This window comes from Variovorax pasteuri (genome assembly GCF_051216435.1).
Lineage (GTDB): Bacteria > Pseudomonadota > Gammaproteobacteria > Burkholderiales > Burkholderiaceae_C > Variovorax.
This window is the reverse complement of sequence record NZ_JBPJZS010000002.1, coordinates 874,705-899,355: the sequence shown is the minus strand read 5'-3', so window position 1 is coordinate 899,355 and position 24,651 is coordinate 874,705. Positions and strand designations below refer to the sequence as shown.

Sequence of the window (24,651 nt, the reverse complement as noted above, 5' to 3'; positions counted from 1 at the left end):
CTCAGGCGCGAAAACGGTCGGACAACAGCGCCCCAGCGGCGCGGAACCGCGCTGTTCGTTCAGAGCGCGCGGCGGCGCGCGTAGCGCACCACCGTCACGCCCGGCTTGGCCTGGCGCGTGGAGGGCATCACCAGCACGCAGTCGTCGTACGGCGTGGCCACGGGCTCGCCGTCGTTCCAGCCGATGACGGTGCCGGCCTGGGCGATCACTTCCAGGCCGGTGAAGGGCTTGGCGAAGCGAAAGTCCTCGCTGCGCGCGACCACCGGGCCGGTCACGTCCAGCGCCCATTGGCGCGGCGCGTCGGGCTGCAGCCAGCCCGGCAGCGCCTGTGCGATGGCCGCGTCGTCGAGCGTGCCGGCCGCGCGCAGGAAGCGCGCGCACTGGTCCTGCGCCACGGTGCGGCTGGCCGGGTCGCCGTGGAAGCCGCATTCGACGAGCAGCGCCAGCGCGTCGGTGGCCGGGTCTGCATCCGGCGCGCCGAAGCGGCCGAAGTCGCGCATGCGCACGCCGTCCTTGTGGCCTGCGTCGATCACGATGTGCTCGGGGCTGCGCAGCTGCCGCGCCAGTGCCAGGTTGCGCGGCTGCACGCCGGTGAGCGTGAGCGGCGCGGAGGGTTCGTGCATCGAATGCAGGTCGAGCAGCCAGCCGGCCTGCGCCACGTGCGGCTGCAGCGCGGCGGCGCGGCGGCGTTCGCGCGTGCCGCCGGCTTCGAGCCGGTCGGCCGACCACTGGCGGTTGAGGTCTTCGTCCGTGAAGCGCGAGGCGTCGGCGTCGGCGGGGTCGAAGCTGTCGAAGGCCTCCAGGTTGCACAACGCCAGCGTCAGGCTGCCGCGCTGCGGGCGCACGCCGGCTTCCAGCAGGCCCTTGAGCGCCCAGGCGCCGCAGACCTCGTTGCCGTGCACCAGCGCGCTGATCATCACGCGGCGCCCGGGTTGACCCGAGTCGAAATGCCAGACGCCTTCGGTGCCGGTGTTGCCGGCGCGCCAGGCCGAAATGTCGGGCGCGGGGAGTTCGAAATTGGACACGGACAAGCTCATTCCTTGATGTTGGCGAATTGCACGATGTTGCGGTATTTGCTGGTTTCGGTGACGAGGAAGCGGTCGATGTCCAACGGTGCCAGTGGGACGACCGAGCTGGTCGCTTCCATCTTCCTGCGGAAGTCGGGCGATTGCAGCGTCTCGTCCAGCGCCTTCTTCAGGCGCGCCAGCACCGGTTCGGGCAGCCTGGCCGGGCCCATCAGCGCGAACCACACGCCGATGTCCATGTTCCTGAGCGCCGGGGTTTCATTCAGCGCGGGCAGGTCGGGTGTGATGGCGGAGCGCTTGGCCTCGGTGGTGCCCAGCGCCACCAGCTTGCCGCTGCGGATGTAGGGCAGGGCGCTGGACAGCACGAACATGCCGAAGTCGATGTTGCCGCCCATCAGGTCGTTGGTGAGCGGCGCCACGCCGCGGTAGGGCACGTGCGTCATGGACACGCCGCCCTGCTGCTTGAGCATTTCGCCGGCCAGGTGCAGCGAGGTGCCCACGCCCGAGCTGCCGTAGCTGTACTTGCCGGGGTTCTTCTTCAGCAGCGCGAGCAGTTCGCCCGCGTTCTTCACGCCCGATGCCGGCGTGGCCACCAGCACCAGCGGCTGCGAGGCGACCAGGCCGATGGCCGTGAAGTCCTTCGGCTCGTAGCGCACGCTGGCGTTCACCAGCCTGGTGATGGCGATCTCGTTGTTGGCGCCCAGCAGCAGCGTGTAGCCGTCGGGTGCCGCATTGGCCACCTTCTGCGCGCCGATGGCGCCACCGGCGCCGCCGATGTTGTCCACGATCACCGGCACGCCCAGGCGGTGCGACAGCTCCACGCCCAGCGCGCGCCCGGTCAGGTCGGTCGAGCCGCCCGGCGGGTAGCCGACCACGAGCGTGATGGGCCTGGCGGGGTAGGTGTCGGCAAAGGCGGGCGCGCTGGCCGATGCGGCCAGGCTGCACAGGGCCAGGGCAAGACAGGAAGAGAAAGCACGGGAAAGTCGCATCGTGGCCTCGTTGTTGTAGTGAGTCCGCGAATTCTGCGAAGCCGCACCCCGCGTGGTGGTGCCATGCTGGCACCGATCCGTGCCGATTGGGCTCCGGTCAGCGCGCGGCCATGGCGCGCCACACGTCCTCGGCCAGCGGGCCCAGCCGGCGCTTGGGGCGGTACATCCGCACCTCGAAGTGCACTTCCATGCGCCGCCCGCCCACGGGCACCAGCAGGCCGGCCTTGCAGTCGGCCTGCACCATCGACCACGGCAGCCATGCCACGCCCAGGCCGCGCAGCACGTATTCGTACAGCGCGTCGGCCGAATCGCATTCGATGCGGCGCTTCAGGCGCGGCGCCTGGGGGTTGTTGGCGAGCAGGTCTTCCACCAGGCGCCCCATGGCCAGTGTGCGCACGTAGGAAAGAAACGGCACGTCGCCCGGTGCGTCGAAGCTGTGCGTAGGCTGCCCCTGCGCGTCGGCGCGCGACACCGGCACCAGCTTGTCGGACGCCACGGTGACGTGCGAGAACTGCCGACCGTCGAGCCGGAAGGTGAGCGCGGAGTGATGAAAGATCAGCGAAAAGTCGACCTCGTTGTGTTCGAGCATGCGCACCGTCTCGGCCAGTGCGCCGGTCAGCACGCGCACCTCGCCGCCGCGCAGCACGGGCTGCAGCCGCACCAGCCAGTCGGCCATCACGGTGCGCGCCAGCGTGCGGCCGGTCACGACCGTGACGGTGCGGGCCTGGCGGCCGGCCACGCTCTGCATCTCTTCACGCGAGCTCTCCACGCCGCGCACCATCTGGCTGGCGTTTTCCAGGAAGCTCTCGCCCGCGGGCGTCAGCGCCACGGGCGAACTGCCGTGCTCCACCAGTGCCGTGCCCGCCCACGACTCCAGCGCGCGGATGCGGCGGCCGAAGGCGGGGTGCGTCACATGGCGCAGCTCGGCCGCGCGGGTGAAGCTGCGCGTTTGCGCCAGCACGATGAAGTCTTCCATCCACTTGAATTGCATGGCGCGGGTGTGGGGTGTGTGCGTGTCGCCGGAGTCAGTTGCCGAGCGGGCTTGCCGCAAGCTCGTAGCGCGCGAAGCCCCGTTCGCCCTTGTGGATCACGCTGTGCAGCGAGAAGCCGAAGCGCTCGTACAGCGCGCGCAGCGGGGCGCGGTCGGCCACGCAGTCCAGCCGCAGAAAAGGGCGGCCCAGGCTGCGTGCGCGCTCCAGGGCACAGTCCAGCAGCTGCACCGGCACACCCCGGCCCGCCCACGCCCGGCGCACCGCGAGCTTGTGCACGTACAGCGAGCTGCCGCTTTCGATCTCGGGCCAGAAGTAGCTGTCTTCAAGGTCGAGCCGGACGACGCCGGCCACCTCGCCGTTCTTGCGCGCAATGAAGTAGCCGCCGGCGTCGGTGTCACGCTGGACGCGTTCGAGCGCAACGTCGGCAGCCGACCACAGCGGACGGCCTTCGGCGGCGATCCACTGCGCGGCTTCGTTCAACACGGCCGCGACGGTGGCTGCTTCTTCGGGGCGGGCTTGTTCTATTTGCATCGGGTTCGAGCATACCGGTGGCTGTTGGTGGCCGCTGCGTTCGGATGGGGCTTGTGTTCTTGGCGCTGTTGTTCGTGGCGTGTGCACAGGCCGCCGGGTACTCCCCTGCGCGAATGTCCCCCGGCCTGCGGCCTCCTCCTTTATTTCGCTGCGGGGAGCACCCGACGCCCTGTGCACTGGACACGATGCTGGTGCGCCCCGAACAGCCGCGCTTCGCACAACGCAAAGCGTTTCAACCGTGCCGTTCGATTTCGAAGCCTTCAGCCGCGGACGGTGGCGCGAAGTGGCTGGTGATCAGGTCGAACTGTGCATCCGTCGTCTCGAAAGGATGTTCCCCACTGGCATTTCGCGCCCGCAGTCGCTCCTTGCAGACCGCGTCGGGCACGTCCAGAAAGTGCAGCGTGTGGGCCACGCCGGCCGCCTCGAAGATGCCGCGCATCCAGCTTCTGCCGCTCACGGTGTTGGCGGGAAAGTCGAGCACCACGGACACGCCGGCACGCAGCAAGGCGCAGACGTGGTCCGCCATGACCTTCTTCAAGCGGCCCGACGCTCGAACGTAGTCAGGCAGTTCGCGGATCTCGCCCGGGTACAGCGCGGCGAGCCAGGTGTCCTCGCTGATCAGCACGGTGGCGGGTGCTTCGGCGAGCTGCCGCGTGAGCGTCGATTTGCCGGCGCCGATCTTGCCGCAGACCATGTGAAGCACGGGGGTGGGTGTGGGTGTGGGCGATTGCAATGGCATCTCCTGGTGAGTCGGCTTGGAAAAGAACCCCAGGAAACGAAAAACCCGCCTCGTGGGGCGGGTCGTGTGGCGTGTACTTGTGGAACCGCGCGCTAACCCACCATCTTTCGAAGGGGGCGAATAATCGACGCGGTGTGCAGGCAAGCCATGGGCCGAGGATAGCCCAGGCCGGCGCCTTCAGTCATGCAGCGACGACAGGAACTGCTTGAGCTCCGCCGTCTGCGGGTTGCCGAACACATCCGCCGGCGGCCCCATTTCGTGCACGCGGCCCTGGTGCATGAAGATCACGCGGTCGCTGACCTTGCGCGCGAAGCTCATCTCGTGCGTGACCATCAACAGCGTCATGCCTTCGTCGGCCAGCGACTCCACCACGCGCAGCACCTCGCCCACCAGTTCAGGGTCGAGCGCCGAGGTGATTTCGTCGCACAACAGCACGGCCGGCTCCATCGCCAGCGCGCGCGCGATGGCCACGCGCTGCTGCTGGCCGCCCGACAGTTGTTCGGGCATGGCGTCGAACTTCTCGGCCAGGCCCACGCGCTCGAGCAGCTTGCGCGCCTGCGAGGCGGCTTCCAGGCTGCCGCGCTTCTTCACCAGCGTGGGCGCGAGCATCACGTTCTTGCCGACCGTGAGGTGCGGGAACAGGTTGAAGCTCTGGAAGATCATGCCCACGCGCTGGCGCAGCTCGCGCATGGCCATGGCGCTCTCGTGCAGCAGCGGCTTGCCGTCGACCGTGAGCGCGCCTTCCTGGAACACCTCCAGCCCGTTGATGCAGCGCAGCAGCGTGCTCTTGCCCGAGCCGCTCTTGCCGATGATGGCGATCACCTCGCCGCGCTTGACCTCCAGGTCGATGCCCTTGAGCACCTCGTTGGTGCCGTAGGACTTGCGCAGCGCGGTGATGCGCACGATGGGGGCGCCCACCGAGGTGGCGGGTTGTTGCGGTTCAAGCACGGCGGCCATGGGTTTTCCTCTCGAGGGTCTTGGCGTACAGGCTCACGGGGAAGCACAGCACGAAATAAAGCAGGGCCACGCAGCTGAACACCACGAAGGGCTTGAAGGTGGCGTTCGAAATCATGCTGCCGGCCTTGGTGAGTTCGACGAAGCCGATCACCGACGCCAGCGCCGTGCCCTTGATGACCTGCACCAGGAAGCCGACCGTGGGCGCAATGGCGATCTTCACGGCCTGCGGCAGCACCACGTGGCGCATCTGCTCGCCGAAGCTCAGGGCCAGGCTGCCCGAGGCTTCCCACTGGCCCTTGGGGATCGAGGCCACGCAGCCGCGCCAGATCTCGGTGAGGAACGCGCTGGTGTAGAGCGTGAGCGCCACGCTCGCCGCGGTCCACGCCGACACGTCGATGCCGAACAGCGCAATGCCGAAGTAGGCCAGGAACAGCTGCATCAGCAGCGGCGTGCCCTGGAAGAGCTGCACGTACAGGCCCACGGCCTTGTTCGCGATCTTGCCGCCGCGCAGCCGCAGGAACAGCAGCAACCCGCCCACGATGCCGCCGCCGATGAAGGCGATCAGCGAAAGCACGACGGTCCAGCGCAGCGCCAGCAGCAGGTTGCGCAGGATGTCCCAGAGAGAAAAATCAGACATGGTGACGGGGCTCCGGTGTGCAGTCGGTCAGCGGCCAAAGAAGAACTTCGGCCCGGCCCAGTCGAGCAGCCGGCGCAGCGCGACCGACAGCGCCAGGTAGATCAGCGTGGCGATGATGAAGGCCTCGAACGCGCGGAAGTTGCGGCTTTGAATGAGGTTGGCCGCGTAGCTCAGCTCCTCGGTGGAGATCTGCCCGCACACCGCCGAGCCCAGCATCACGATGATGATCTGGCTCACCATGGCGGGCCACACCTTCTTCAGTGCCGGCGGCAGCACCACGCGCAGGAACACCTGCGCCTTGCTCAGCGCCAGGCTCACGGCCGCCTCGATCTGCCCCTTGGGCGTGGCCTCGATGCCGGCGCGGATGATCTCGGTGGAGTAGGCGCCCAGGTTCATCACCATCGCGATCACCGAGGCCACCTCGGGCGAGAGCTTGACGCCCGCGGCCGGCAACCCGAAGAAGATGAAGAACAGCTGCACGATGAAGGGCGTGTTGCGGATCAGCTCCACATAGGTGCCCACGACGAGCCGCAGCCAGCGCGGGCCGCCCGAGCGGGCCCAGGCACAGAAGGTGCCCACGATCATGCCCAGCACGGTGCCCACGGCCGTGAGGCCGATGGTCCACGCCACGCCGCGCAGCAGCAGCGGCCATTCGGCGAGCACCGCTCCGAAGTCGAATTCGATGTTCATGGCCGCGTCGGTCGATCAGACCGGCAGGTCGCCGGCGGTGCGGCCGAGCCACTTCTTCGCCATTGCGTCGATGGTGCCGTCCTTGCGCGCGGCGGCGATGATCTCGTTGACCTTGGCCTTCAGCTTGTCCTCGCCCTTGGCGATGCCGACGAAGCAGGGGCTGTCTTTCAGCAGCAGCTTGTACTCGGCGTTGAGCTGCGGGTTCTTCTGCATCATGTCGCCCGCGACGGCGGCGCTGGCGGCCAGCGTCTGTGTCTGGCCCGAGACGAAGGCGGCGATGGTGGCGTTGTTGTCCTCGAAGCGCTTGTAGTCGAGCGTGGCGGGCGCGACCTTGGCGAGTTCCTGGTCTTCCATGGCGCCGCGCGTCACGGCCACGGTCTTGCCGCCCATGTCGGCAAAGGTCTTGATGTTCAGGCTCTTGGCGGCGAACACCGCCTGGAAGAAGGGCGCGTAGGCCGACGAGAAGTCGATCACCTTCTCGCGCTCGGGGTTCTTGCCGAGCGTGGAGATGACCAGGTCGGCCTTCTTGGTCTGCAGGTACGGAATGCGGTTGGCGCTGGTCACGGGCACCAGCTCGATCTTCACGCCCAGCTTGGCGGCGATGAGCTCGGCCATTTCCACGTCCAGGCCCTGCGGCTTCATGTTCTTGTCGACCGAGCCGTAGGGCGGGTAGTCGGTGGGCACGGCGATCTTGATGGTCTTGGCCTTGAGCACGTTGTCGAGTGCGTTCTGGGCGTGCGCAGCGCCCGTGGCGGCCAGCATGGCGACCGAGGCCAGTGCGAGCGCGAGGTGGCGTTTGGACGAAGAGAAGGTCATAGCAGGGCTCCTAGGTAAGTCGAAGAATCGGATTCGGAATCGGAAGGAAGGGATGCGGCACCGGCGGCCTTGCGGCGCCTGGGCTTCGGTGACGCGGCGGCGTTGGCGTTGGTGTTGTGCAGCGGCGCCAGCGCGTCGCGCAGCTGCGCGAGCGGGTCGGTGGGCGCCTGCACGCGCAGGGCCGACTGCACCGTGCCGATGTGCGCGCCCATCAGCGCCTCGGCGGCGGCGTGGTCGCCACGCTCCAGCGCGGCGACGATCTGCACGTGGTCTTCGCACGACTGCACCGCGTCGTGCGTGGACTGGTAGAGCATGGCAATCAGCGTGGTGCGCGCCGTGTAGTCGCGCAGCGTGTCGGCCAGCAGCGTGTTGCCCAGGCATTCGGCCAGGCAGACATGGAAGTCGCCCAGCAGGAAGCTGCGGTTGCCGACGTCGCTTTCTTTCAGTGCGGCTTTTTCCCGCTGAAGGTGCGCCTTCAGTTGGCGCAGCGCGGATTTTTCGATCTTTCCGGTGCGGCCCGCGCTTCGGATGAGGCCCAGTTCGATGACGTGGCGGGCCTCGAAGGCTTCACGCGCCTCGTCCTGCGAGGGCTCGATGACGAACCAGCCGCGCCGCGCGCTCACCGTGACGATGCCGCGCGCCGCCAGGCGGGTGAGCGCCTCCCGCACGATGGTGCGGCTGCAGTCGAACAGCATGGCCAGCTGCTGCTCGCCCAGGCGCGAACCCGGCGCGAGCTTTTGCGCCATCACCGCTTCGACGATGCGTGCACTGATTTCGGATGCGGAGATGGCCATGGTCCTGCATATCAGCAGCTTCTGTGCCAACTGGTATGCAAGATGTGTGCACCGAAATGGAACACGGCCCCGATTCCGGGGCCTTGAACGGGTGCGCTCAGCGCGTCGTTCGGCCCAGCGCGCTCGCCGGCATGGCCACGAGCATGAGCAGGGCCGACAGCACCAGCGCGCCGCTCAGCACATACAGGCTGGCCGTGAACCCGCCCGTGAGGGTCTTGAGCGCGCCGACCATCATGGGCGCCACCAGCCCCGCGCTGCCGCCGATGGTGCTGATGAGCGCAATGCCCGCCGCCGCGGCGCTCTTCGACATGAAGGTGCCCGGCACCGACCACAGCACGGTGAAGGCGGCGGAAATGCCCATCGACGCCAGCGCCAGGCACAGCACGGCGGCGAAGGCGTTGTGCATGAACAGCGTGGTCAGCGCCAGCCCGGCCGCGCCCACCGCCGCGCTCAGGGCGAAGTGCCAGCGGCGTTCCTTGCGCCAGTCCGAATGCCGTCCCACGGCGATGTTGGCCGCGATGCCCGCCAGCGCCGGAATGACCGCGTAGAAACCGATCTGCAGCACGCTGAGCCCCATCGACTTCAGGATGGTCGGCTGCCAGAACGAGAGCGCGTAGATGCCCAGGATGATCAGGAACGACATGAAGCCGATCAGCCACACCCGGGCGTCGCGCATCGCCGCGCCGAAGGTGTGGCGCTCGGCGGCGCCGTTCGCGGCCTGGTCCTCGGCCAGCAGGCGCGCCACGCGCTGCTTTTCCGGGGCGGACAGCCACGCGGCCTGCGAAGGGCTGTTCGACAGCCAGCGGAAGGCCGCGATGCCCAGCAGCACGCTCGGAATGCCTTCCAGCAGAAAGAGCCACTGCCAGCCGCGCAGCGACAGCGCGCCGTCGAGGTATGTCATGGTGAGCCCGGCGATCGGCCCCGCCACGATGGGCGCGGCGCCGAAGGCCATGAAGAACAGCGCCGTGGCCTGCGCGCGCCGGTGCGACGGGAACCACAGCGTCAGGTAGAACAGCACGCCCGGCGCGAAGCCGGCCTCGAACACGCCGATGAGAAAGCGCAGCACGTAGAACTGCATGGGCGTGGTGGCGAACATCATGGCCGCCGACGCCAGCCCCCACAGGCCCATGATGCGCAGCAGCGTCGCGCGCACGCCGATCTTCGCGAGCATCAGGTTGCTGGGAATCTCGAACACCGCATAGCCGATGAAGAAGATGCCTGCGCCCAGGCCGAACACGGCGTCGCTGAAGCCCAGCTGCTCCTTCATCTGCAGCTGTGCATAGCCGACGTTGGTGCGGTCCAGGTAGTTGAGCACGTAGCAGGCGCACAGCAGCGGCATCAGCCGCCAGGTGATCTTGCGAAAGAGCGCGGCGTCGTCGGTGGCGGTGGCCGAGGCCGGCGGGCGCGCCCCGGTGTGGTCGAGGGTGGCGGTGTTCATGGTGTGTCTCCTTGCGTCGTTGTTGCGGCGACCTCAGGCCAGCGAGGGGGTGCCGAAGCGCGTCTCGCCCCACAGGTGGCTGGTCGGCGCGCCCGGAAACAGCCAGTGCGGCGAGCATTCGCTGGACGGCACCACGTTGCTGAAGCCGTGTTCGGGCGAGGTGCCCGCGAGCGTTTTCTCCAGCACCATCGACAGGTACTGGTCGTTGCTGCTTTCCTGCGTGTTGCCGTTCAGGATCACTTCCGCCCCGGTGGCCTGTGCATAGCGGCGGATGCCGTTGTGGCGCGACTGCAGCGGCGCCCAGCTGTCGGCCGACACCCCGTTCTCGCTGCTCACGCGCAGGCCGTCCGCCGTGCGGTACACCAGCGAATGGTTGCCTTCGGTGTGGCCCGGCGTGTGCACCAGCGCCAGGCCGCGGCCCAGCTGGATGCTGCCGTCGAAGCCCACGATGCGTTCGGCCGGCACGCCGTCCAGCCCGCGCGGGCAGTACCACTCGGCCTGCACCGGCAGCAGGCCTTGCACGTTGGCGAGCTCTTGCCGGTGCACCAGCAGCCTGGCGTTCGGCAGCAGCCCGGGCGTGCCCGCGCTGCCGAGCCAGCGGCGCACGTCCTGCGTGTGCAGGTGGTCGTAGGTGATGTAGTCGACCTGTTCGGGCTTCACGCCGCAGCTGGCCAGGGCCTGCGGCACGGTCTGGTAGACGGGCGCAATGGTCTTGTGCAGGAACTTCGGCGTCTGCTCGCTCAGGCGCTTGAAGTAGGGCGTTTCGTTGCCGGCCTCGAAGTCGGCCGGCGTGAAGAGCAAGGTGCGCAGCCGGCCTTCGAAGTCGTCGTACTGGATCAGCGTGGTGCGCGCCAGCAGATGCACCATGTGCGGCTTGAGCAGCTGCTGCGAGTACACGCCGGTGAAGGCGAACCACGCGGGATAGGGAATGCGCAGCAGGTTGAAGCTGCGCGCAAAGCGCACGGCCGGCGCGTCGAGCAGTTGTTCGCGCAGGGCTTCGGCGCCGTGGCGGATGGCGCGCAACCGGTCTTGCGGCAGGGCGGCGTTGCGTGCGCCGTCGAATGCCGTCAGCTGGGCGAAGCCGGTGGGCTCGGGGTCTCGGGTCATGGTCGTCTCCTGGAAGATTTGTTTTCGATTTGTCGTGTGGTGTCGGGGCGCGATCGAGCCGACTTGGTGCACGGCATGAATCAGTAGACCGAGCGCCCGCCAGAGATATCGAACACCGCCCCCGTGCTGAACGAACAGTCGTCCGACGCCAGCCATGCAGCCATGGCCGCCACCTCGTCCACTTCCACGAAGCGCCCCATCGGCACGCGCGAGAGCAGGGCGGTGCGCAGTTGCTCGCGGTGTTCGGCGGGCACGTCCGCGAACACCTCGGTGTCGGCCGCCGAGGGCGTGATGCAGTTCACCAGCACGCCGGAGGACGCCAGCTCCTTGCCGAGCGACTTGGTCAGCGCGATGAGCCCGGCCTTCGACGCGGAGTAGGCGGCGTTGAGGCCGTTGCCCTCCTTGCCCGCGACCGAGGCGATGTTGACGATGCGCCCGCGCCGCTGCGCCAGCATCACCGGCGCCACCGCACGGCAGCACAGCCAGGCGCCCGTGAGGTTGACGTCGAGCACGTTGCGCCACTGCGCAGGCGTGTGCGCCCAGCTGGGCACCGTCGGGCCGAGCACGCCCGCGTTGTTGACCAGGATGTCGATGCCGCCGAAGCGCTCCTGCGACTGCGAGGCCGCGCGGGCGATCTGGTCTTCGTGGCGCACGTCGACCACTGCCGAGGTCGCCGTGCCGAGCGGCGCCAGTGTTTGCAGGGCTGCGGACAGCACCGTCGCATCCAGGTCCCACAGCGCCACGCTGGCACCGGCTTGAAGGCAGCGCCGCGCGATGGCCAGGCCGATGCCGCGCGCGCCGCCCGTCACGATCGCGTGGCGGCCTTGCAGCGCGTCGGGGCGCAGGGCCGTCATGCGGCGGCCGCTTCGGGTGCGCGGGCGACCGCGGGCTGGCCCAGCAGGCTGCCCACCAGCGCCGCCACATGCTCCGCAGGCACGCCGACCAGCAGTTGCCGCAGCATCGTCAGCGTGTCGAAGTACACCCGCTCGCACACCAGCGTGTCGCCCTCGAAGATGAAGAAGGCGTTCATCCGGCAGCGAAAGCTGTTGCCGGTGGGCGCAATGCCCTTCAACGGGCCGCGGTGCGTGCCGAGCAGCCAGAACTCTACGATCACCGAATCGTCGGCGTGCCGCAGCTGGATGATCTCGTGGCGCTGGTCGGGAAAGGCGCGGCGCGTGTCGATGTAGTACTGCCGCACGTCGACCGTGCCGTCGTGCACCTCGCCGCTGGGAATCAGCTCGTAGTGCGGGTGTGGGAAGGTGCCGAGCACGGCGTCGAAGTCTTGCCGGGTCTCGTCGGCGAAGTGGTCGAGCACGAGGCGCTCGCGGCGGGCTTGAAGTTCGGTGCGTGTGTTCATCGGGGGTGTGCTCCATGTGACAGGAATGGCAGGGAATGACGGGCGGCCTCGGGTTGCTGCGAATGCGCCGCACCGGGCTCGCTGCGTACTATCGGCAGCCCCTCGAAACAAGACTGTCCGGTGTTGGCAATCGCCGCTCCGGACAAACCCGCGATGCCGCGCACGCCCATGCCCTCCAGACCCACCGAGACGGATTCACCGGTGCACAACAGCGACATGCGCCTGGCCGGCGACGTGCAGCAGCGCCTGCTGGCGGTCGCGCACCGGCGCACGCTGGCGCGCGGCGAATCGCTCTTTCACAAGGGCTCGGCGCCCGATGCGCTGTTCGGCGTGGTCGGCGGATCGCTGCGCGTGAGCGTGGTGGCGCCGGGCGGGCGCGAGGCGGTGATCGCCATGCTCGAACCCGGGCACTGGTTCGGCGAGGTGTCGCTGCTGGTGGGGCGCGAGCGCGTGTACGACACCTGCGCGGTCGACACGACCGAGATGGCGGTGGTCGCGGCGGCCGACTTCCACCGGCTGGTGGCCGAGCATCCCGACGTGCACATGGCCTTCACGCGGCTGGTGTGCCTGCGGCTGCGCCAGGCGCTGGCGTGGATCGACGACGTGATCCTGATGCCGCTGCCCGTGCGGCTCGCGCACAGGCTGCTCACGCTGGACGCGCATGGCAAGGCGCCGGGCGAGGGGGGCGGCACGCTGCTGGGCGTGTCGCAGGAAGACCTGTCGTTCATGCTCGGCGTGTCGCGCCAGAGCGTGAACCGGCAATTGAAGCTGTGGGAAGAAGACGGCACGCTGCGCGTGCGCTACCGCAGCATCGAACTGCTGAGCCGCGCACAGCTGGAGCGGCACGCGGCCAGGCCCAGCTGAGTGCCGGAAACCGTCAGTCCATCCGCGCGCCCGAGGCCTTCACCGCCTGTTCCCAGCGCGGCGTCTCCGTCGCCAGGAAGCGCGCGAAGTCTTCGCTGCCCAGGAAGGCCGGGTCGGCGCCCTGGCTCACCATGCGGTCGCGCACCTCGGGGCTGGTCAGCACCTGCCTGAAGGCGTCGCTCAGTCTGGCGACCACGTCGCTGGGGGTGTTCTTCGGCGCCAGGAAGCCGTAGAAGCCCACCACCTCGAAGCCCTTCACGCCCGACTCGATCACGGTCGGCACGTCGGGCAGGGCGGGGTTGCGCTCCCGGCTGGTCACGGCCAGCGCGCGCACCTTGCCTTGCTTGTGATAGCTGGCCGCCTGCGGAATGGACTCGGCCATGAACTGCACCTGCCCGCCCATCAGGTCGGTGAAGGCCGGCGCGCTGCCGCGGTAGGGGATGTGCACCATGAACAGGCCGGTCGCGGTCTTGAACATCTCGGGCACCAGGTGGCTGATGCCGCCGTTGCCGGCCGAGCCGTAGTTGACCTGGCCCGGCCGCGCCTTGGCGTAGTCGATGAACTGCTTCAGGTTCTGCACCGGCAGCTTGGGCGTGACCAGCAGCGCCAGCGGCTGCATGGCGGTGCGCGCGATGGGCACGAAGTCGCGCTGCGTGTTGTAGGGCAGCTTGCTGTAGAGCGCCCCGTTGATCACCGCCACGCCGGTGTTGGCCAGCATGAGCGTGTAGCCGTCGGCGGGGCTCTTGGCGACCGCGTCCGCCCCCACCGAGCCGCCCGCGCCGGGCTTGTAGTCGACGATCAGCGGCTGGCCGAGCACGGCCTGCAGCTTGTCCGTGAGCAGGCGCGCATGCTGGTCGAGAGGTCCGCCGGCGGGGAAGCCGATGACGACCTTGATCGGCTTGTCGGGATAGGCCGCCAGCGCGTTCGTGGCGAGCGCACCCGTGGCGAAAGAAAGGACCGCGAGCGCGGTCCGGATGGGGGTGTTCATGATCCGTCTCCTTGTTGTGGAGAGGATCATAAGCAGCCCGCTCAGGCGGCCAGCGTGGCCCTCAGCGTGATCTCAGGCACGCTCGCCAGCGCCTTCGACAGCGGGCAGCCGGCCTTGGCGGCGGCGGCGATTTCCTGGAACTTGGCTTCGTCGAGGCCGGGCACGGCGGCATCGAGCTCGAGCTGGATGCGGTCGATCTTGAAACCGGCGCCGTCCTTGGCCAGCCGCACGGCCGCCTTGGTGTCGATGCGCGTGGCGGCCAGGCCTGCCGCTTCCAGCGCGAACGCAAAGGCCATCGTCAGGCAGGCGGCATGCGCCGCGCCCACGATTTCCTCGGGGTTGGTGCCCCGCTTGTCGTCCTCGAAGCGGCTGGCGAAGCCGTAGGGGTAGTCTTTCAGCGCGCCGGTCTCGGTGCTGACCTGGCCCTTGCCGGTCTTGCCGGCGCCTTCCCAGTGAACGCTTGCGTGCTTGTCTGCTGCCATGTCGGTTCCTTCAGTCGGGTGGTGGATGAAAAGAGAGCCTCAGCTTCGCCCTTCAAGCGGCGGTTGTCTGTAGTCGCACGGCGCATGCGGCATGCACCGCGAACGGGCGCAGTGTGAGACAAAAGGGCGTCGCCAATGTGACGCTCCGGGGGCTTCCCCGATGGGAGCCGCGGCCTCGGCGGCTTAGGCTGGCGGACTGTCCGCTCTTCTTTTCCGCCTGTTCTCACCATGCAACAACGCCCGCATCACAAGTTCTGGCCCAAACGCCTCCCGCACGCGATCACCGTCCCCGCCACCTCGCTCTGGCACAACCTGGCCACCTCGGCCGCGCGCTACCCCGACAAGCCCGCGCTGGTGTTCTTCGGCCGCGTGCTCAGCTATCGCGATTTCGCGGCCCAGGCCGAGCGCCTGGCCGGTGCGCTGCATGCACTGGGCGTGAAGCGCGGCGACCGCGTGATCCTGGACATGCAGAACTGCCCGCAGCTGGTGATCGCGCATTTCGCGATCCTGCGCGCCAACGCCGTGGTGGTGCCGGTCAACCCGATGAACCGGGCCGAGGAACTCAAGCACTACATCACCGACCCCGACGCCAAGGTGGCCATCATCACCGGCGACCTGGCCGGCGAACTGGCCAAGGCCAGCAACGCGCTGCCGCCCGAGCAGCAGCTCGCGCACATGATCGTGACCCAGTTCACCGACGCCTTCGACGCCGACGTGTCCGGCGACGACGCCCCGGCGCCTGCCTGGAAAGACTGGCTCACCACCCGCCACCCCCTGCCCGAGCTGGCCAACGGCAAGACGCTGGCCTGGACCGATGCGCTGGCCGCCGACCACCCGCCGCCCGAGCACGTGGTGGGCGCCAACGACATGGCGCTGCTGCCCTACACCAGCGGCACCACCGGCCTGCCCAAGGGCTGCGTGCACCACCATTCGAGCCTGATGCACAACGCGGTGGCCGGCCAGATGTGGGGCGGCTCCACGTCCGAAGCGGTGGTGCTGGCCGTGGTGCCCATGTTCCACATCACCGGCGTGGTGAGCATGATGCACACGGCCGTGCTGGCGGCGGCCACGCTGATCGTCATGCCGCGCTGGGACCGCGACGTGGCCGGGCGGCTCATTTCGCGCTGGAAGGTCACGGCCTGGACCAACATCCCGACCATGGTCATCGACCTCATGGCCAGCCCCAACTTCGCGAGCTACGACCTGTCGAGCATGAACTACATCGGCGGCGGCGGCGCCGCCATGCCGCAGGCGGTGGCGCAGCGCCTGTTCGAGCAGTACGGCCTGAAGTACCAGGAGGGCTACGGCCTCACCGAGACCGCCGCGCCGTCGCACACCAACCCGTCGGACCACCCCAAGCAGCAGTGCCTGGGCATTCCGTTCATGAGCACCGACGCCCGCGTGGTCGACCCCGACACGCTGCAGGAGATGCCCATCGGCGAATCGGGCGAGATCATCATCCATGGCCCCGAGGTGTTCCAGGGCTACTGGAAGCGCCCCGACGCCACGGCCGCCGCCTTCGTCGAGTTCGAGGGCAAGCGCTTCTTCCGCTCGGGCGACATGGGCCGCATGGACGAGGAGGGCTACTTCTTCATCACCGACCGGCTGAAACGCATGATCAACGCGAGCGGCTTCAAGGTGTGGCCGGCCGAGGTCGAACTGCTGATGTTCCGACACCCCGCCATCCAGGAGGCCTGCGTCATCTCGACCAAGGACGACTACCGAGGCGAATCGGTCAAGGCCGTGGTGGTGCTGCGCGCCACGCACAAGGACACGACCGAGCAGCAGATCATCGACTGGTGCCGCGAGAACATGGCGGTCTACAAGATCCCGCGCAAGGTGCAGTTCGTGGATGCGCTGCCCAAGAGCGGCAGCGGCAAGGTGATGTGGCGGCTGCTGCAGGAGGCCGAGGCCTGAGCAGGGCGGCGCGATGCGGTCGACGTAGCACGCGGTCCGATGTCGTGCATGCGATGACTGCCTGAGACTACAGCGCGCGCGCTGGCGGGGCTGTACGGTTCGCGTTTTCACAGGAATCGCCATGCCTACAAGCCCGCAGAGCCGTACGACCGTCCCGACCCGCCGCACATTCCTGGCGACATCCCTGGCTGCGTGCGCGGCAACGGCGCCGTGGTCGGTGTGGGCCGCCGGGCCGTCGGCGAAGAAAAAGTCCCACGAGCCCGAAGCGTCGGATGCGCTGGAAAAACTGAATGCGCAGAACAGCACCCCGGTGCTCGCGCAAGGTTCCAAGGGCAGCGCGGTGGTGCGCGCGCAGATCCTGCTGGACCGCGTGTGGTTCTCGCCCGGCGAGATCGACGGCGGTTTCGGCGCGAACATGCGGCGCGTGGTGTCGGCCTACCAGGAGGCCAACGGCCTCGCCACCACCGGCAAGGTCGACGCCGCGACCTGGGGCGTGCTGACCAAGGAGGCAGCCCCCTTGTTCGAGACCTACACCATCACCGACAAGGACGTGGCGGGCCCATTCACCCCGACGCCCCGCGCCATGGCCGAGCGCGCGAAGCTCAAGTCGCTCGACTACGAGAACCTGAAGGAAGCGCTGTCGGAGCGCTTCCACATGGCACCGCGTCTTCTGGCGGACCTGAACAAGGGCTCGGGCTTCAAGGCCGGCGATTCGATCGTCGTGGTCGGTGCGGCAACCGACGCCGACGCGCGCGTGGTGGCCGCGGCCAGGTCCATCCGCATCACCAAGGCGGACCACATGCTCTTCGTGCTGGACGGCAAGGGCGTGCCGCTCGCGGGGTTCCCGATCAGCATCGGCGGCCCGCTCGATCCGCTGGAAGTGGGAAAGATGAAGATCACCAACGAGGTGAAGAACCCCACGTTCACCTACAACCCGGCGATCCTGAAAAAGGGCGTGCCGGCCGATGCGCAAAAGGTCGACATTGCGGCAGGGCCCAACAACCCGGTGGGCAACATCTGGATGGGGCTTTCCAAGCCGCACTGGGGCATTCACGGCACGCCGTCGCCCGAGCGCGTCGGTCACGAAGAGACCAACGGCTGCATCCACCTGACCAACTGGAATGCGGCGCGGCTGTCGCAGCTGGCGAAGGCGGGTTTCGCCGTCGAGGTGCGGGCCTAGCCGTGCGCGGGGTGATCTTCGGGATGCGCCTGCTCGCGGCGTGCACATCGGGCGCCTGCTTCTGGCTTGCCGGGCTTGCCGGGCTTGCGGGGCTGGGTGTGGCATCGGCCCAGGGTGCTGCGTCCACGCCCGAGGACGGCGCCGCGCTGCTGGCTGCGCGTGCCATCGCGATGCCCATCGACGGTGTAGCAGGGCGCGCGCTGCATGACACCTTCACCGATCGGCGCACCGGCGGCTCGCACGAGGCACTCGATATTCTTGCGCCGCGCGGCACGCCGGTTCGCGCCGTGGACGACGGAAAGCTGGTGAAGCTGTTCACCAGCGTGCCGGGCGGGCTCACGGTCTATCAATTCGACGCGGGCAGCCGGCTGGCCTACTACTACGCCCACCTCGACCGGTACGCGGAGAACCTGCGCGAGGGAATGCCGCTGCGAAGGGGCGACGTCATCGGCTATGTCGGCACGACGGGCAATGCACCGCCCGATGTGCCGCACCTGCACTTCGCCGTCTTCGTGCTCGATGCGGACAAGCGCTGGTGGAAAGGCACGGCGATCAACCCGTATCCGGTGTTGCGGCAGTTGCCCTGACACTTGCCAGCGCACTCGCTCACCAGCGCACTTTCACGCCCAGGCTCGCCTGCAAGCCGCCTTTCGTTCGCGTGTCGCCGCCCGAGGCCCACAGCTTGCCCAGCTCCGCATACATGCTCGTGCTCTCGGTGAGCTGCAGCGTGCCGCCGGCCGCCAGCTCAGTGCTGGTGCCACCCGTGCGCGTGGCGATGTCGGTGGAGGCCGCCGGGCCGACGAAGCGGGTGATGTCCGTGCCGCTGCCGCTGCGGTACACGTTGAAGCGCACGTAGGGCTGCAGCAGGCCGGCGCCCGTCGCGATCTCGCCCTTGACCCGCACGCCCGCGCGCAGCAGCCAGCCGTCGTGGCTGTTCTGCTGCACCAGGGCGCCGGCGATGCTGTTGTCGTCCAGGCTCACGCGCTGGTGCACCAGTTGCAGCTGCGGCTCGATGGTCCAGTTCGGCGCAATGGCGAAGGCCTGGCCCACCTCGACGGAGGCCAGCAGGCTGTCGCCCTTGCCCGAGCTGCCGAAGCTGAGGGTCGGGGACACGGTGTAGCGATGACGCCCGGCCTGCAGCACGCCATCGACGTACAGGCCGCCGTCGTTCTTCCAGGTGGCGTACGCGCCGAAGAACTGGCTGCGCAGGTCGTTGGAGCCGACGGCGAGGTTCTGCACGCCGCTGGCGAAGCCCGTCACGCGCATGTCGCCGTCGAGCTGGCCCACGTACACGCCCACGCGCCAGTTCGGGTCGGCCCACAGGTCGGTGCCGGCCTGGAAGCCGGTGAGGCGCCCTTCGCTGGTGGGGCTGACGGTGCCGGCCTGCGAGATGGTGCGGTCGGTGCTGATGATGCGTCCCCAGGCCTGGCGGTAGCCCTGTTCCGGCGACGAGGTGTTGGCGCCGCTCGGGCCGTCGTCGCCCACGCGCTGGTGCAGGTTGCCCAGCATCGCCAGGCTGGCCTGGCGGAACTGTTCGGGCAGCGCGGCGTAGAGCGGCACTTCGGCGCGGTAGGTGGGAACGACGATCCCCGCAGCGGCTGTGCCCGTGGTGCCCGCGCCGGCGTTGAGCGAGGTGCCGGTGCCGGTGGTTGTACCTGGGTCTGCGCCAGTGGCGCCGCCTGGCGGCGCGACGGTGGTGGTCGAGCGCAGGTACCAGTTCTCGCCCGCGCCGCTGGCATCGGCTGCGTACAGGCGGTACTCGTAGGCACCGGCATCGACGTGGCCACCCGACAGGGTGAAGGCGTTGCGGGTGGTCTGCGCCGTGGTGGTGGCGCCGTTGATGGCGCTGATCACCTCGATGCCGTTGCCGGCGGTGAGCGCACCCAGGCCGCCCAGGTTGACGATCTGCACGTTGGTGGTGCCGCTGGCAATGGCGGTGCCCCCGCTGAGCACCAGCCGGTCGCTCACGCTGCTGCTGTTGCCCAGCACGGTGCCCAGGCGCAGCGTGCCGCCGTTGCCCACCCACGGGCCGTTGACCGTGAGGGTGGTGCCAGGGGCGCTGCCCACCAGCGACACGACGCCGCTGTTGGTGACGGACGCCACGGTCTGGCTGTTGCCGGCCAGGTCCAGCGTGGCGCCAGAGGCCACGTTGAAGGCGCTCGCGCTGCTGAAAGTGTTGACCACGCCGGCGCGCAAGGTGCCGGCCGCGACGTTGGTGGCGCCGCTGTTGGTGTTGGCGCCGCTCACCGTCAGCACGCCTGCGCCGGCCTTCACCAGATCGCTTGCGCCGGAGATGGGCCCCGTCCAGCTCAGGCTGTTGCCGTTGGTGTCGATGGTGCCGGTGCCGCCCAGGATCAGCGCGTTGGGCACGCTCAGGCCGTTGGCCCCGGCGATCACGCTGGCGGTGGCGCCGGGATCGATGGCGATCGCGCCGACGAGGACGCCGCCCGGGCTCAGTGTGAGACTGTTGCCGCCGGCAGTGAATTCAACGGCCGACGCGCGGGTGACGCCGTCGCCGCCCAGCCCGCCCGAGATGGTGCCGGTGTTCGTTACCGTCAGGTTCGAGCCCAGCACACCGGCACCGCCCGCGCCGTTCGCACCGTTGGGGCCGCCGTTGTTGGCGAGCCCGCCGGCGCCGCCGGCACCGCCCGTGATGCTGCCGGTGTTGGCGATGGTGGCCGCGGTGCCCGTGGACGACAGGCCCACGCCGCCGTCGCCGCCCGCGCCTGGTGCGCCCGTGCCGGTGGCGCCACCGCCGCCGTTTCCGCCCGCGCCGCCGGCCCCGCCCGAGATCACGCCGGCGTTGTGCGCGGCAATGGTGCTGCCGACCAGCGTGAGACCGATGCCGCCCGCCCCGCCGCCGCCGCCCGATGCGTTGAGCTGGCTCGGCAGCAGGTTGGTGCCGCCGGCACCGCCCGCGCCCCCGGCAATGGTGCACAGGTTGGTGAATGCCAGCCCCTGCGTGGCGGCGTTCACGAAAAAGCCGCCGCCGCCGCTGCCGCCGCCGCCGGCTTGCGAGAAGGCGTCGCCGCCGGCGCCGCCCGCACCGCCGATGGCTGGCCCTGATGACGTGTAGCTGACCAGCGGCGCATTGAGGATGGCGCCGTAGCCGCCCGCACCGCCGCCGCCCGCGGCCCAATAGCCCTGGCCGCCCGCGCCGCCGGCGCCGCCCGTGTGGCTGTCGGTGGACCCGCTGAGGTTGTTGGGGATCGACGCGCCCTGGAAGCCGCCGCCCCCGCCGCCGCCGTAGCCATTGCCGTTGAGCGCGTCGCCGGTCTGCGACTGGCCGGCGCTGCCGTTCGCACCCTGGAACGCGCCCGGGCCGACGATGTTGCTGGTGGTGCCCGCCGCACCGCCCGTGCCCGCCGTGGCCCCGGCGAACGTGCCGGTGTTCGCGTTGCTCCCCGCCGTGACGCCGGCGGGGGTCGACGAACCGCCGTTGCCGCCGCTCGCGTTGACGCTCGCATCGTTGAGCGCGCCGCTGCCGCCGTTGCCGTCGCTGCCGCCGGCGCCCGCATGCAGCAGCGCAACGCCCGCAGGTTGGCCGCCCACGCCGCCTGCCGCCATGGCAGGCCCGGCGCACAGCAGTGCCGCCGCCGTGGCGATCGCACCCAGGTTGCTGCCCTTGCGGACGCTGCGGGAAGACTGCGCGTGACCGCGCAAAGCTTCGTCGATGGCCACCCCGGCGCCATGCGTGGAATTCCACAGACTTCGATAGATATTGTTCATGGCCTCAACCTGTTGCTTCGATACCTGATGGGGGCAGGCGCCCACGTGCGGCGGCATTGAACTGCGCCTGCACGTCACGTAACTTCCAGAATTCAAGTGAAAAATGTAAGTACGCGTAGGAATCGGCGGTATGCCTGATAGGCGGTACCTCCCGCATGCCGTGTGCGGGTGTGTTGTGTAGCCCCGGTGCCCGGGGGGCACGCGCTTTGCCGAGTTCAACCTGAACTGCTTCAGGGCGTAACGGATGTTTCGGCTATAGGCTCAAAGTACTACGGGCGCCAAACCCAAAGCCCCGCGCGTCGGCGCACGCGCGATGCGGCCAAGCGGCGGCTTCCTACAGCGCCGCGGCGGTGCCGCACGCACCATCGAATGCAGCCGGGTGCGTGCCCGGAATGTTCGATGGTCTTGGCAGCGGAGTCCCCGCTGCTTTTTTTCAAGGAATTTTCATGTCGCTGATCTGGACGATCATCATTGGCTTTTTGGCAGGTCTGGTCGCACGCGCGGTGTTGCCGGGGCGGCAAACGCTCGGTTTCATCTGGACCACCCTGCTGGGCATTGCGGGCTCGCTGATCGCCACCTATCTGGGTCAGGCGATGGGTTGGTACGCGGCAGGCACAGGCGCCGGGTTCATTGCGTCCGTGCTGGGCGCCATCGTGGTGCTGGTGATCTACGGGATGGTGACCAAGCGCGCCTGAGCACGCAGGAGCCCAGTGCTTACTTGCGCGCCAGCGACTTCAGCAGCGTGCCCGCGTCCTTCTTGCCCTCCGCGCTGATGCACGGGGAGGCTGCGGCCTTGCTCAGGTAGTCGACGACCTTGCGGTGGTTCTGGTTGGGGCCTTCCCAGAGGAAGAGCCGCCCCAGTTCCAGCGCGGCATCGTCGTCGCCGCGCGCATAGGCGCGTTCGAACCAGAAGCGGGCCCAGCGGAAGTTGCCTTCGTCGCGGTAACAGATCGCCAGGTTGGCGCAGCCCGCGATGTCGCCGGCCCGGGCGGCCTTGCGGTACCACTCGCGCGCGGCCGCGGCATCCTTCTTCACGCCGATGCCGTGGTCCAGAAAGTAGCCCACGCTGTTGAGCGCATGGGTCTCGCCCGCCGCCGCCGCCTTCAGGAACAGCGAAAGCGCCTTCTTGTGCGCGCCGGCATCCCATGCGTCGTTGGCCGCGAGAAACCAGTCGTCGTTGGTCGGTTCTTGCATGGTGCGGGGTCTCCTTCGAAGCACCGGCGGAAAGAAAGAGGGACAAAGGAAAAAGTCTGTGTACCGAGCGCCTGCGGTGCGCGGATGACTTAGCCTCGATCCGGCGGCCATTCTGCCTATCTCTTGCTCTTTCATGCACTTTCGCGCGCTCCCTTCCGCCTTCTGTCTTTTCAGCCTTCTGGCTTTTCCTCTCTTCTCCCAGGCCGCTCCCCGCACCTGCCTCGTCGTCGGCATCAGCGACGGCGATACGCTCACCGCCCGCTGCGGCCGCGCGGGCGCCTACGAGCGCGTGAAGGTGCGCATCGCGGCCATCGACGCACCCGAATGGTCGCAGCCCTACGGCCGGCGCAGCAAGCAGGCGCTGAGCGACATCTGCTTCCAGGTGAAGGCGCGCATCACCGAGATCGACACCGACCGCTACGGCCGCACGGTGGCCGACGTCGACTGCAACGGCGAGGACGCCGGCAGCCGCATGGTGTCCCAAGGCTGGGCCTGGGTGTACGACTACGACCACATCGCCACCAAGCGCGGCGGCGGCCTGTTCAAGCTGCAGGACAGCGCGCGGGCGCGGCGCCTGGGCCTGTGGGCCGATGCAAAGCCCACCCCGCCCTGGGACTGGCGCAAGCAACACCGCAACGAGCAACCGCACTGGGGCAGCTTCTTCTGAGCGGGCGGGGCAGCGGCTTCGACAGACGCCGCCCACCCCGGGCCGCGCGTGGCCGTCAGGACTCGCTCTTGCCCTGCACGTCGGCCACCACGCGCGCGTTGCGCCGGAAGCTCCAGTAGGCGCCGGCCCAGTCCATCATCACGACGATGCGGTTGCGGAACCCGATCAGGAAGTACGCGTGCGCGAACAGCCAGAACAGCCACGCGAGCCGGCCGCTGAAGCGCAGCGGGCCGAAGGGCGTGCCCAGGTCGACCACGGCCGAGTTGCGGCCGATGGTGGCCAGGTTGCCGTAGTCCGCATAGCGGAACGGCACCGTCGGCTGGCCCGCGATGCGCCGCAGGATGTTCGCGGCCGCGGCGCGCCCCATCTGCTTGGCGCCGGGCGACACGCCGGGCACCGGCTTGGGCGGCTTGCCGGGCGCATGGCTCATGGCCGCGGCCAGGTCGCCCACCACGCTGATCTCGGGGTGGCCGGCCAGGCTCAGGTCGGGCGCGACCTTGATGCGCCCGGCGCGGTCGCATTCGACGCCTGTGGCCGCGCCGAGCATGCGGCCCAGCGGCGAGGCGGCCACGCCGGCCGCCCAGACCACGCAGCTGCTATCGATTCGGTAGCTGGTGACGGGCGCACCGTCTGCGCCACCACCGGTCTGCACTTCGAGCCCGGTCGGGTCGATGGCGGTCACGCGCGCGTTCAGCCGCACCTCGACGCCCAGTTTTTCCAATTGCTCCAGCGCCTTCTGGCTCAGCGATTCGGGCATGGCCTGCAGCACGCGCGGGCCGCCCTCCACCAGCAGCACCTGCGAGCTGCTCGGGTCGATGTGGCGGAACTCGCCCGACAGCGTGTGCTTGGCGATCTCGGCCAGCGTGCCGGCCATTTCCACGCCCGTGGGGCCGGCGCCGATCACCACGAAGGTGAGCAGGGCGCGGCGGCGCGCGGGGTCGGTGGTGATCTCGGCGGCCTCGAACGACAGCAGCACGCGGCGGCGGATCTCGAAGGCATCGGCCAGCGTCTTCAGCCCGGGTGCCACGCTCGCCCATTCGTCGTGCCCGAAGTAGCTGTGCGTGGCACCGGCCGCAACGACGAGGTGGTCGTAGGCCACGCGGGCGCCATGCGCCAGGTGCACGGTGCGCGTGGCGGGATCGATGCCGCTCACTTCGCCCAGCAGCGTCGTGATGTTCGGCTGCTTGCGAAACAGCGAGCGCACCGGCGCCGCGATGGAGGGCGCGGCGAGCCCGGCGGTCGCCACCTGGTAGAGCAGGGGCTGGAACAGATGGTGGTTGGTCTTGTCGATCACCGTCACATCGACGTCGGCTTTTTGCAGCTTGCGCGCGGCTTCGAGTCCGCCGAATCCGCAGCCGACGATGACGACTTGGGGCCTGCCCGAGGGGTTGGTCGTTTGCATCCGACGGATGATACGCAGCGCGTCCTGCGCGCCCCGGCATCTTGTGCCACAGTGGCTGCCCGCCGACTTCCTGGCTGCGGACCTGCGGGGCCTTGTCCTACGCACCGCCGTAACCGGGATGGGCTACAACTTGCGGCTGACCCGACTGGAGACCCC

The 24,651-nt window shown here is 69.0% G+C and carries 25 protein-coding genes; 6 read left to right on the top strand and 19 right to left on the bottom strand.

Annotated features, from left to right (window positions below; all coding sequences use genetic code 11):
• Positions 1–59: 59 nt before the first annotated feature.
• From ACSFBM_RS11365 to ACSFBM_RS11300, 14 genes are all read right to left on the bottom strand, one after another.
• Complete coding sequence (locus ACSFBM_RS11365; RefSeq protein WP_435484427.1) at positions 60–1,025, bottom strand: M14 family metallopeptidase; 966 nt, start codon at positions 1,023–1,025, stop codon at positions 60–62.
• Positions 1,026–1,033: 8 nt separating this feature from the next.
• Positions 1,034–2,014: a Bug family tripartite tricarboxylate transporter substrate binding protein gene (locus ACSFBM_RS11360; protein ID WP_435484426.1), complete on the bottom strand. Its 981-nt coding sequence runs from the start codon at positions 2,012–2,014 to the stop codon at positions 1,034–1,036.
• A 97-nt stretch (positions 2,015–2,111) separates the two neighbouring features.
• Positions 2,112–3,005, bottom strand: coding sequence for a LysR family transcriptional regulator (locus ACSFBM_RS11355; protein ID WP_435484425.1), 894 nt, complete (start codon positions 3,003–3,005; stop codon positions 2,112–2,114).
• A 34-nt stretch (positions 3,006–3,039) separates the two neighbouring features.
• A complete protein-coding gene (locus tag ACSFBM_RS11350) occupies positions 3,040–3,537 on the bottom strand; it encodes a GNAT family N-acetyltransferase (protein WP_435484424.1) in 498 nt (165 codons plus the stop codon).
• 232 nt (positions 3,538–3,769) lie between these two features.
• Positions 3,770–4,276, bottom strand: a complete 507-nt coding sequence (locus tag ACSFBM_RS11345) for a P-loop nucleotide/nucleoside kinase family protein (protein ID WP_435484423.1) — start codon at positions 4,274–4,276, stop codon at positions 3,770–3,772.
• A 177-nt stretch (positions 4,277–4,453) separates the two neighbouring features.
• Complete coding sequence (locus ACSFBM_RS11340) at positions 4,454–5,233, bottom strand: amino acid ABC transporter ATP-binding protein (RefSeq protein ID WP_435436421.1); 780 nt, start codon at positions 5,231–5,233, stop codon at positions 4,454–4,456.
• A complete protein-coding gene (locus tag ACSFBM_RS11335) occupies positions 5,217–5,870 on the bottom strand; it encodes an amino acid ABC transporter permease (protein WP_435436422.1) in 654 nt (217 codons plus the stop codon). The genes ACSFBM_RS11340 and ACSFBM_RS11335 overlap by 17 nt, the downstream gene beginning before the upstream one ends.
• 27 nt (positions 5,871–5,897) lie before the next feature.
• Positions 5,898–6,560, bottom strand: a complete 663-nt coding sequence (locus ACSFBM_RS11330; protein WP_435436423.1) for an amino acid ABC transporter permease — start codon at positions 6,558–6,560, stop codon at positions 5,898–5,900.
• A 15-nt stretch (positions 6,561–6,575) separates the two neighbouring features.
• Positions 6,576–7,376, bottom strand: a complete 801-nt coding sequence (locus ACSFBM_RS11325) for a transporter substrate-binding domain-containing protein (RefSeq protein ID WP_435484422.1) — start codon at positions 7,374–7,376, stop codon at positions 6,576–6,578.
• Complete coding sequence (locus ACSFBM_RS11320; RefSeq protein ID WP_435484421.1) at positions 7,373–8,170, bottom strand: GntR family transcriptional regulator; 798 nt, start codon at positions 8,168–8,170, stop codon at positions 7,373–7,375. The genes ACSFBM_RS11325 and ACSFBM_RS11320 overlap by 4 nt, the downstream gene beginning before the upstream one ends.
• 97 nt (positions 8,171–8,267) lie before the next feature.
• The gene (locus tag ACSFBM_RS11315; RefSeq protein WP_435484420.1) at positions 8,268–9,608 is read right to left on the bottom strand and encodes an MFS transporter; all 1,341 of its coding nucleotides are present in this window, start codon (positions 9,606–9,608) and stop codon (positions 8,268–8,270) included.
• A gap of 33 nt (positions 9,609–9,641) precedes the next feature.
• Positions 9,642–10,715 carry an MBL fold metallo-hydrolase gene (locus ACSFBM_RS11310; protein WP_435484419.1) on the bottom strand — a complete coding sequence of 358 codons (1,074 nt, stop codon included), beginning with the start codon at positions 10,713–10,715 and terminating at the stop codon, positions 9,642–9,644.
• Between the two features lie 80 nt (positions 10,716–10,795).
• Positions 10,796–11,569, bottom strand: coding sequence for an SDR family NAD(P)-dependent oxidoreductase (locus tag ACSFBM_RS11305; protein WP_435484418.1), 774 nt, complete (start codon positions 11,567–11,569; stop codon positions 10,796–10,798).
• Positions 11,566–12,072: an ester cyclase gene (locus ACSFBM_RS11300; RefSeq protein ID WP_435484417.1), complete on the bottom strand. Its 507-nt coding sequence runs from the start codon at positions 12,070–12,072 to the stop codon at positions 11,566–11,568. The genes ACSFBM_RS11305 and ACSFBM_RS11300 overlap by 4 nt, the downstream gene beginning before the upstream one ends.
• Positions 12,073–12,240: 168 nt before the next feature.
• Between ACSFBM_RS11300 and ACSFBM_RS11295 the strand changes: the two genes are divergently transcribed.
• Complete coding sequence (locus tag ACSFBM_RS11295) at positions 12,241–12,936, top strand: Crp/Fnr family transcriptional regulator (protein WP_435484416.1); 696 nt, start codon at positions 12,241–12,243, stop codon at positions 12,934–12,936.
• A 13-nt stretch (positions 12,937–12,949) separates the two neighbouring features.
• Here the strand turns inward: ACSFBM_RS11295 and ACSFBM_RS11290 are convergent, their stop codons facing one another.
• The gene (locus tag ACSFBM_RS11290) at positions 12,950–13,924 is read right to left on the bottom strand and encodes a Bug family tripartite tricarboxylate transporter substrate binding protein (protein WP_435484415.1); all 975 of its coding nucleotides are present in this window, start codon (positions 13,922–13,924) and stop codon (positions 12,950–12,952) included.
• Between the two features lie 41 nt (positions 13,925–13,965).
• On the bottom strand, positions 13,966–14,406 hold the full coding sequence (locus ACSFBM_RS11285) for an OsmC family protein (RefSeq protein ID WP_435484414.1): 441 nt from the start codon (positions 14,404–14,406) through the stop codon (positions 13,966–13,968).
• Between the two features lie 228 nt (positions 14,407–14,634).
• Between ACSFBM_RS11285 and ACSFBM_RS11280 the strand changes: the two genes are divergently transcribed.
• From ACSFBM_RS11280 to ACSFBM_RS11270, 3 genes are all read left to right on the top strand, one after another.
• Positions 14,635–16,323 (top strand): long-chain fatty acid--CoA ligase, encoded by a 1,689-nt coding sequence (locus ACSFBM_RS11280; RefSeq protein WP_435484413.1) that lies wholly within the window; start codon positions 14,635–14,637, stop codon positions 16,321–16,323.
• 121 nt (positions 16,324–16,444) lie between these two features.
• A complete protein-coding gene (locus ACSFBM_RS11275) occupies positions 16,445–17,503 on the top strand; it encodes a L,D-transpeptidase family protein (protein ID WP_435484412.1) in 1,059 nt (352 codons plus the stop codon).
• A 2-nt stretch (positions 17,504–17,505) separates the two neighbouring features.
• Positions 17,506–18,090, top strand: coding sequence for a M23 family metallopeptidase (locus ACSFBM_RS11270; RefSeq protein WP_435484411.1), 585 nt, complete (start codon positions 17,506–17,508; stop codon positions 18,088–18,090).
• A gap of 19 nt (positions 18,091–18,109) precedes the next feature.
• Here ACSFBM_RS11270 and ACSFBM_RS11265 read toward each other — a convergent pair whose 3' ends face one another.
• Positions 18,110–21,232 (bottom strand): autotransporter family protein, encoded by a 3,123-nt coding sequence (locus ACSFBM_RS11265; RefSeq protein ID WP_435484410.1) that lies wholly within the window; start codon positions 21,230–21,232, stop codon positions 18,110–18,112.
• Positions 21,233–21,678: 446 nt separating this feature from the next.
• On the opposite strand from ACSFBM_RS11265, the gene ACSFBM_RS11260 reads away from it, so the two are divergent.
• A complete protein-coding gene (locus tag ACSFBM_RS11260; protein WP_435484409.1) occupies positions 21,679–21,927 on the top strand; it encodes a GlsB/YeaQ/YmgE family stress response membrane protein in 249 nt (82 codons plus the stop codon).
• Positions 21,928–21,946: 19 nt separating this feature from the next.
• On the opposite strand, the gene ACSFBM_RS11255 is transcribed toward ACSFBM_RS11260, so the two are convergent.
• On the bottom strand, positions 21,947–22,426 hold the full coding sequence (locus tag ACSFBM_RS11255) for a tetratricopeptide repeat protein (RefSeq protein ID WP_435484408.1): 480 nt from the start codon (positions 22,424–22,426) through the stop codon (positions 21,947–21,949).
• A gap of 133 nt (positions 22,427–22,559) precedes the next feature.
• Here ACSFBM_RS11255 and ACSFBM_RS11250 point away from each other — a divergent pair, with 133 nt between their 5' ends.
• Positions 22,560–23,093 (top strand): thermonuclease family protein, encoded by a 534-nt coding sequence (locus tag ACSFBM_RS11250; protein ID WP_435484407.1) that lies wholly within the window; start codon positions 22,560–22,562, stop codon positions 23,091–23,093.
• A 55-nt stretch (positions 23,094–23,148) separates the two neighbouring features.
• On the opposite strand, the gene ACSFBM_RS11245 is transcribed toward ACSFBM_RS11250, so the two are convergent.
• Positions 23,149–24,495, bottom strand: coding sequence for an NAD(P)/FAD-dependent oxidoreductase (locus tag ACSFBM_RS11245; RefSeq protein WP_435484406.1), 1,347 nt, complete (start codon positions 24,493–24,495; stop codon positions 23,149–23,151).
• Positions 24,496–24,651: the final 156 nt, after the last annotated feature.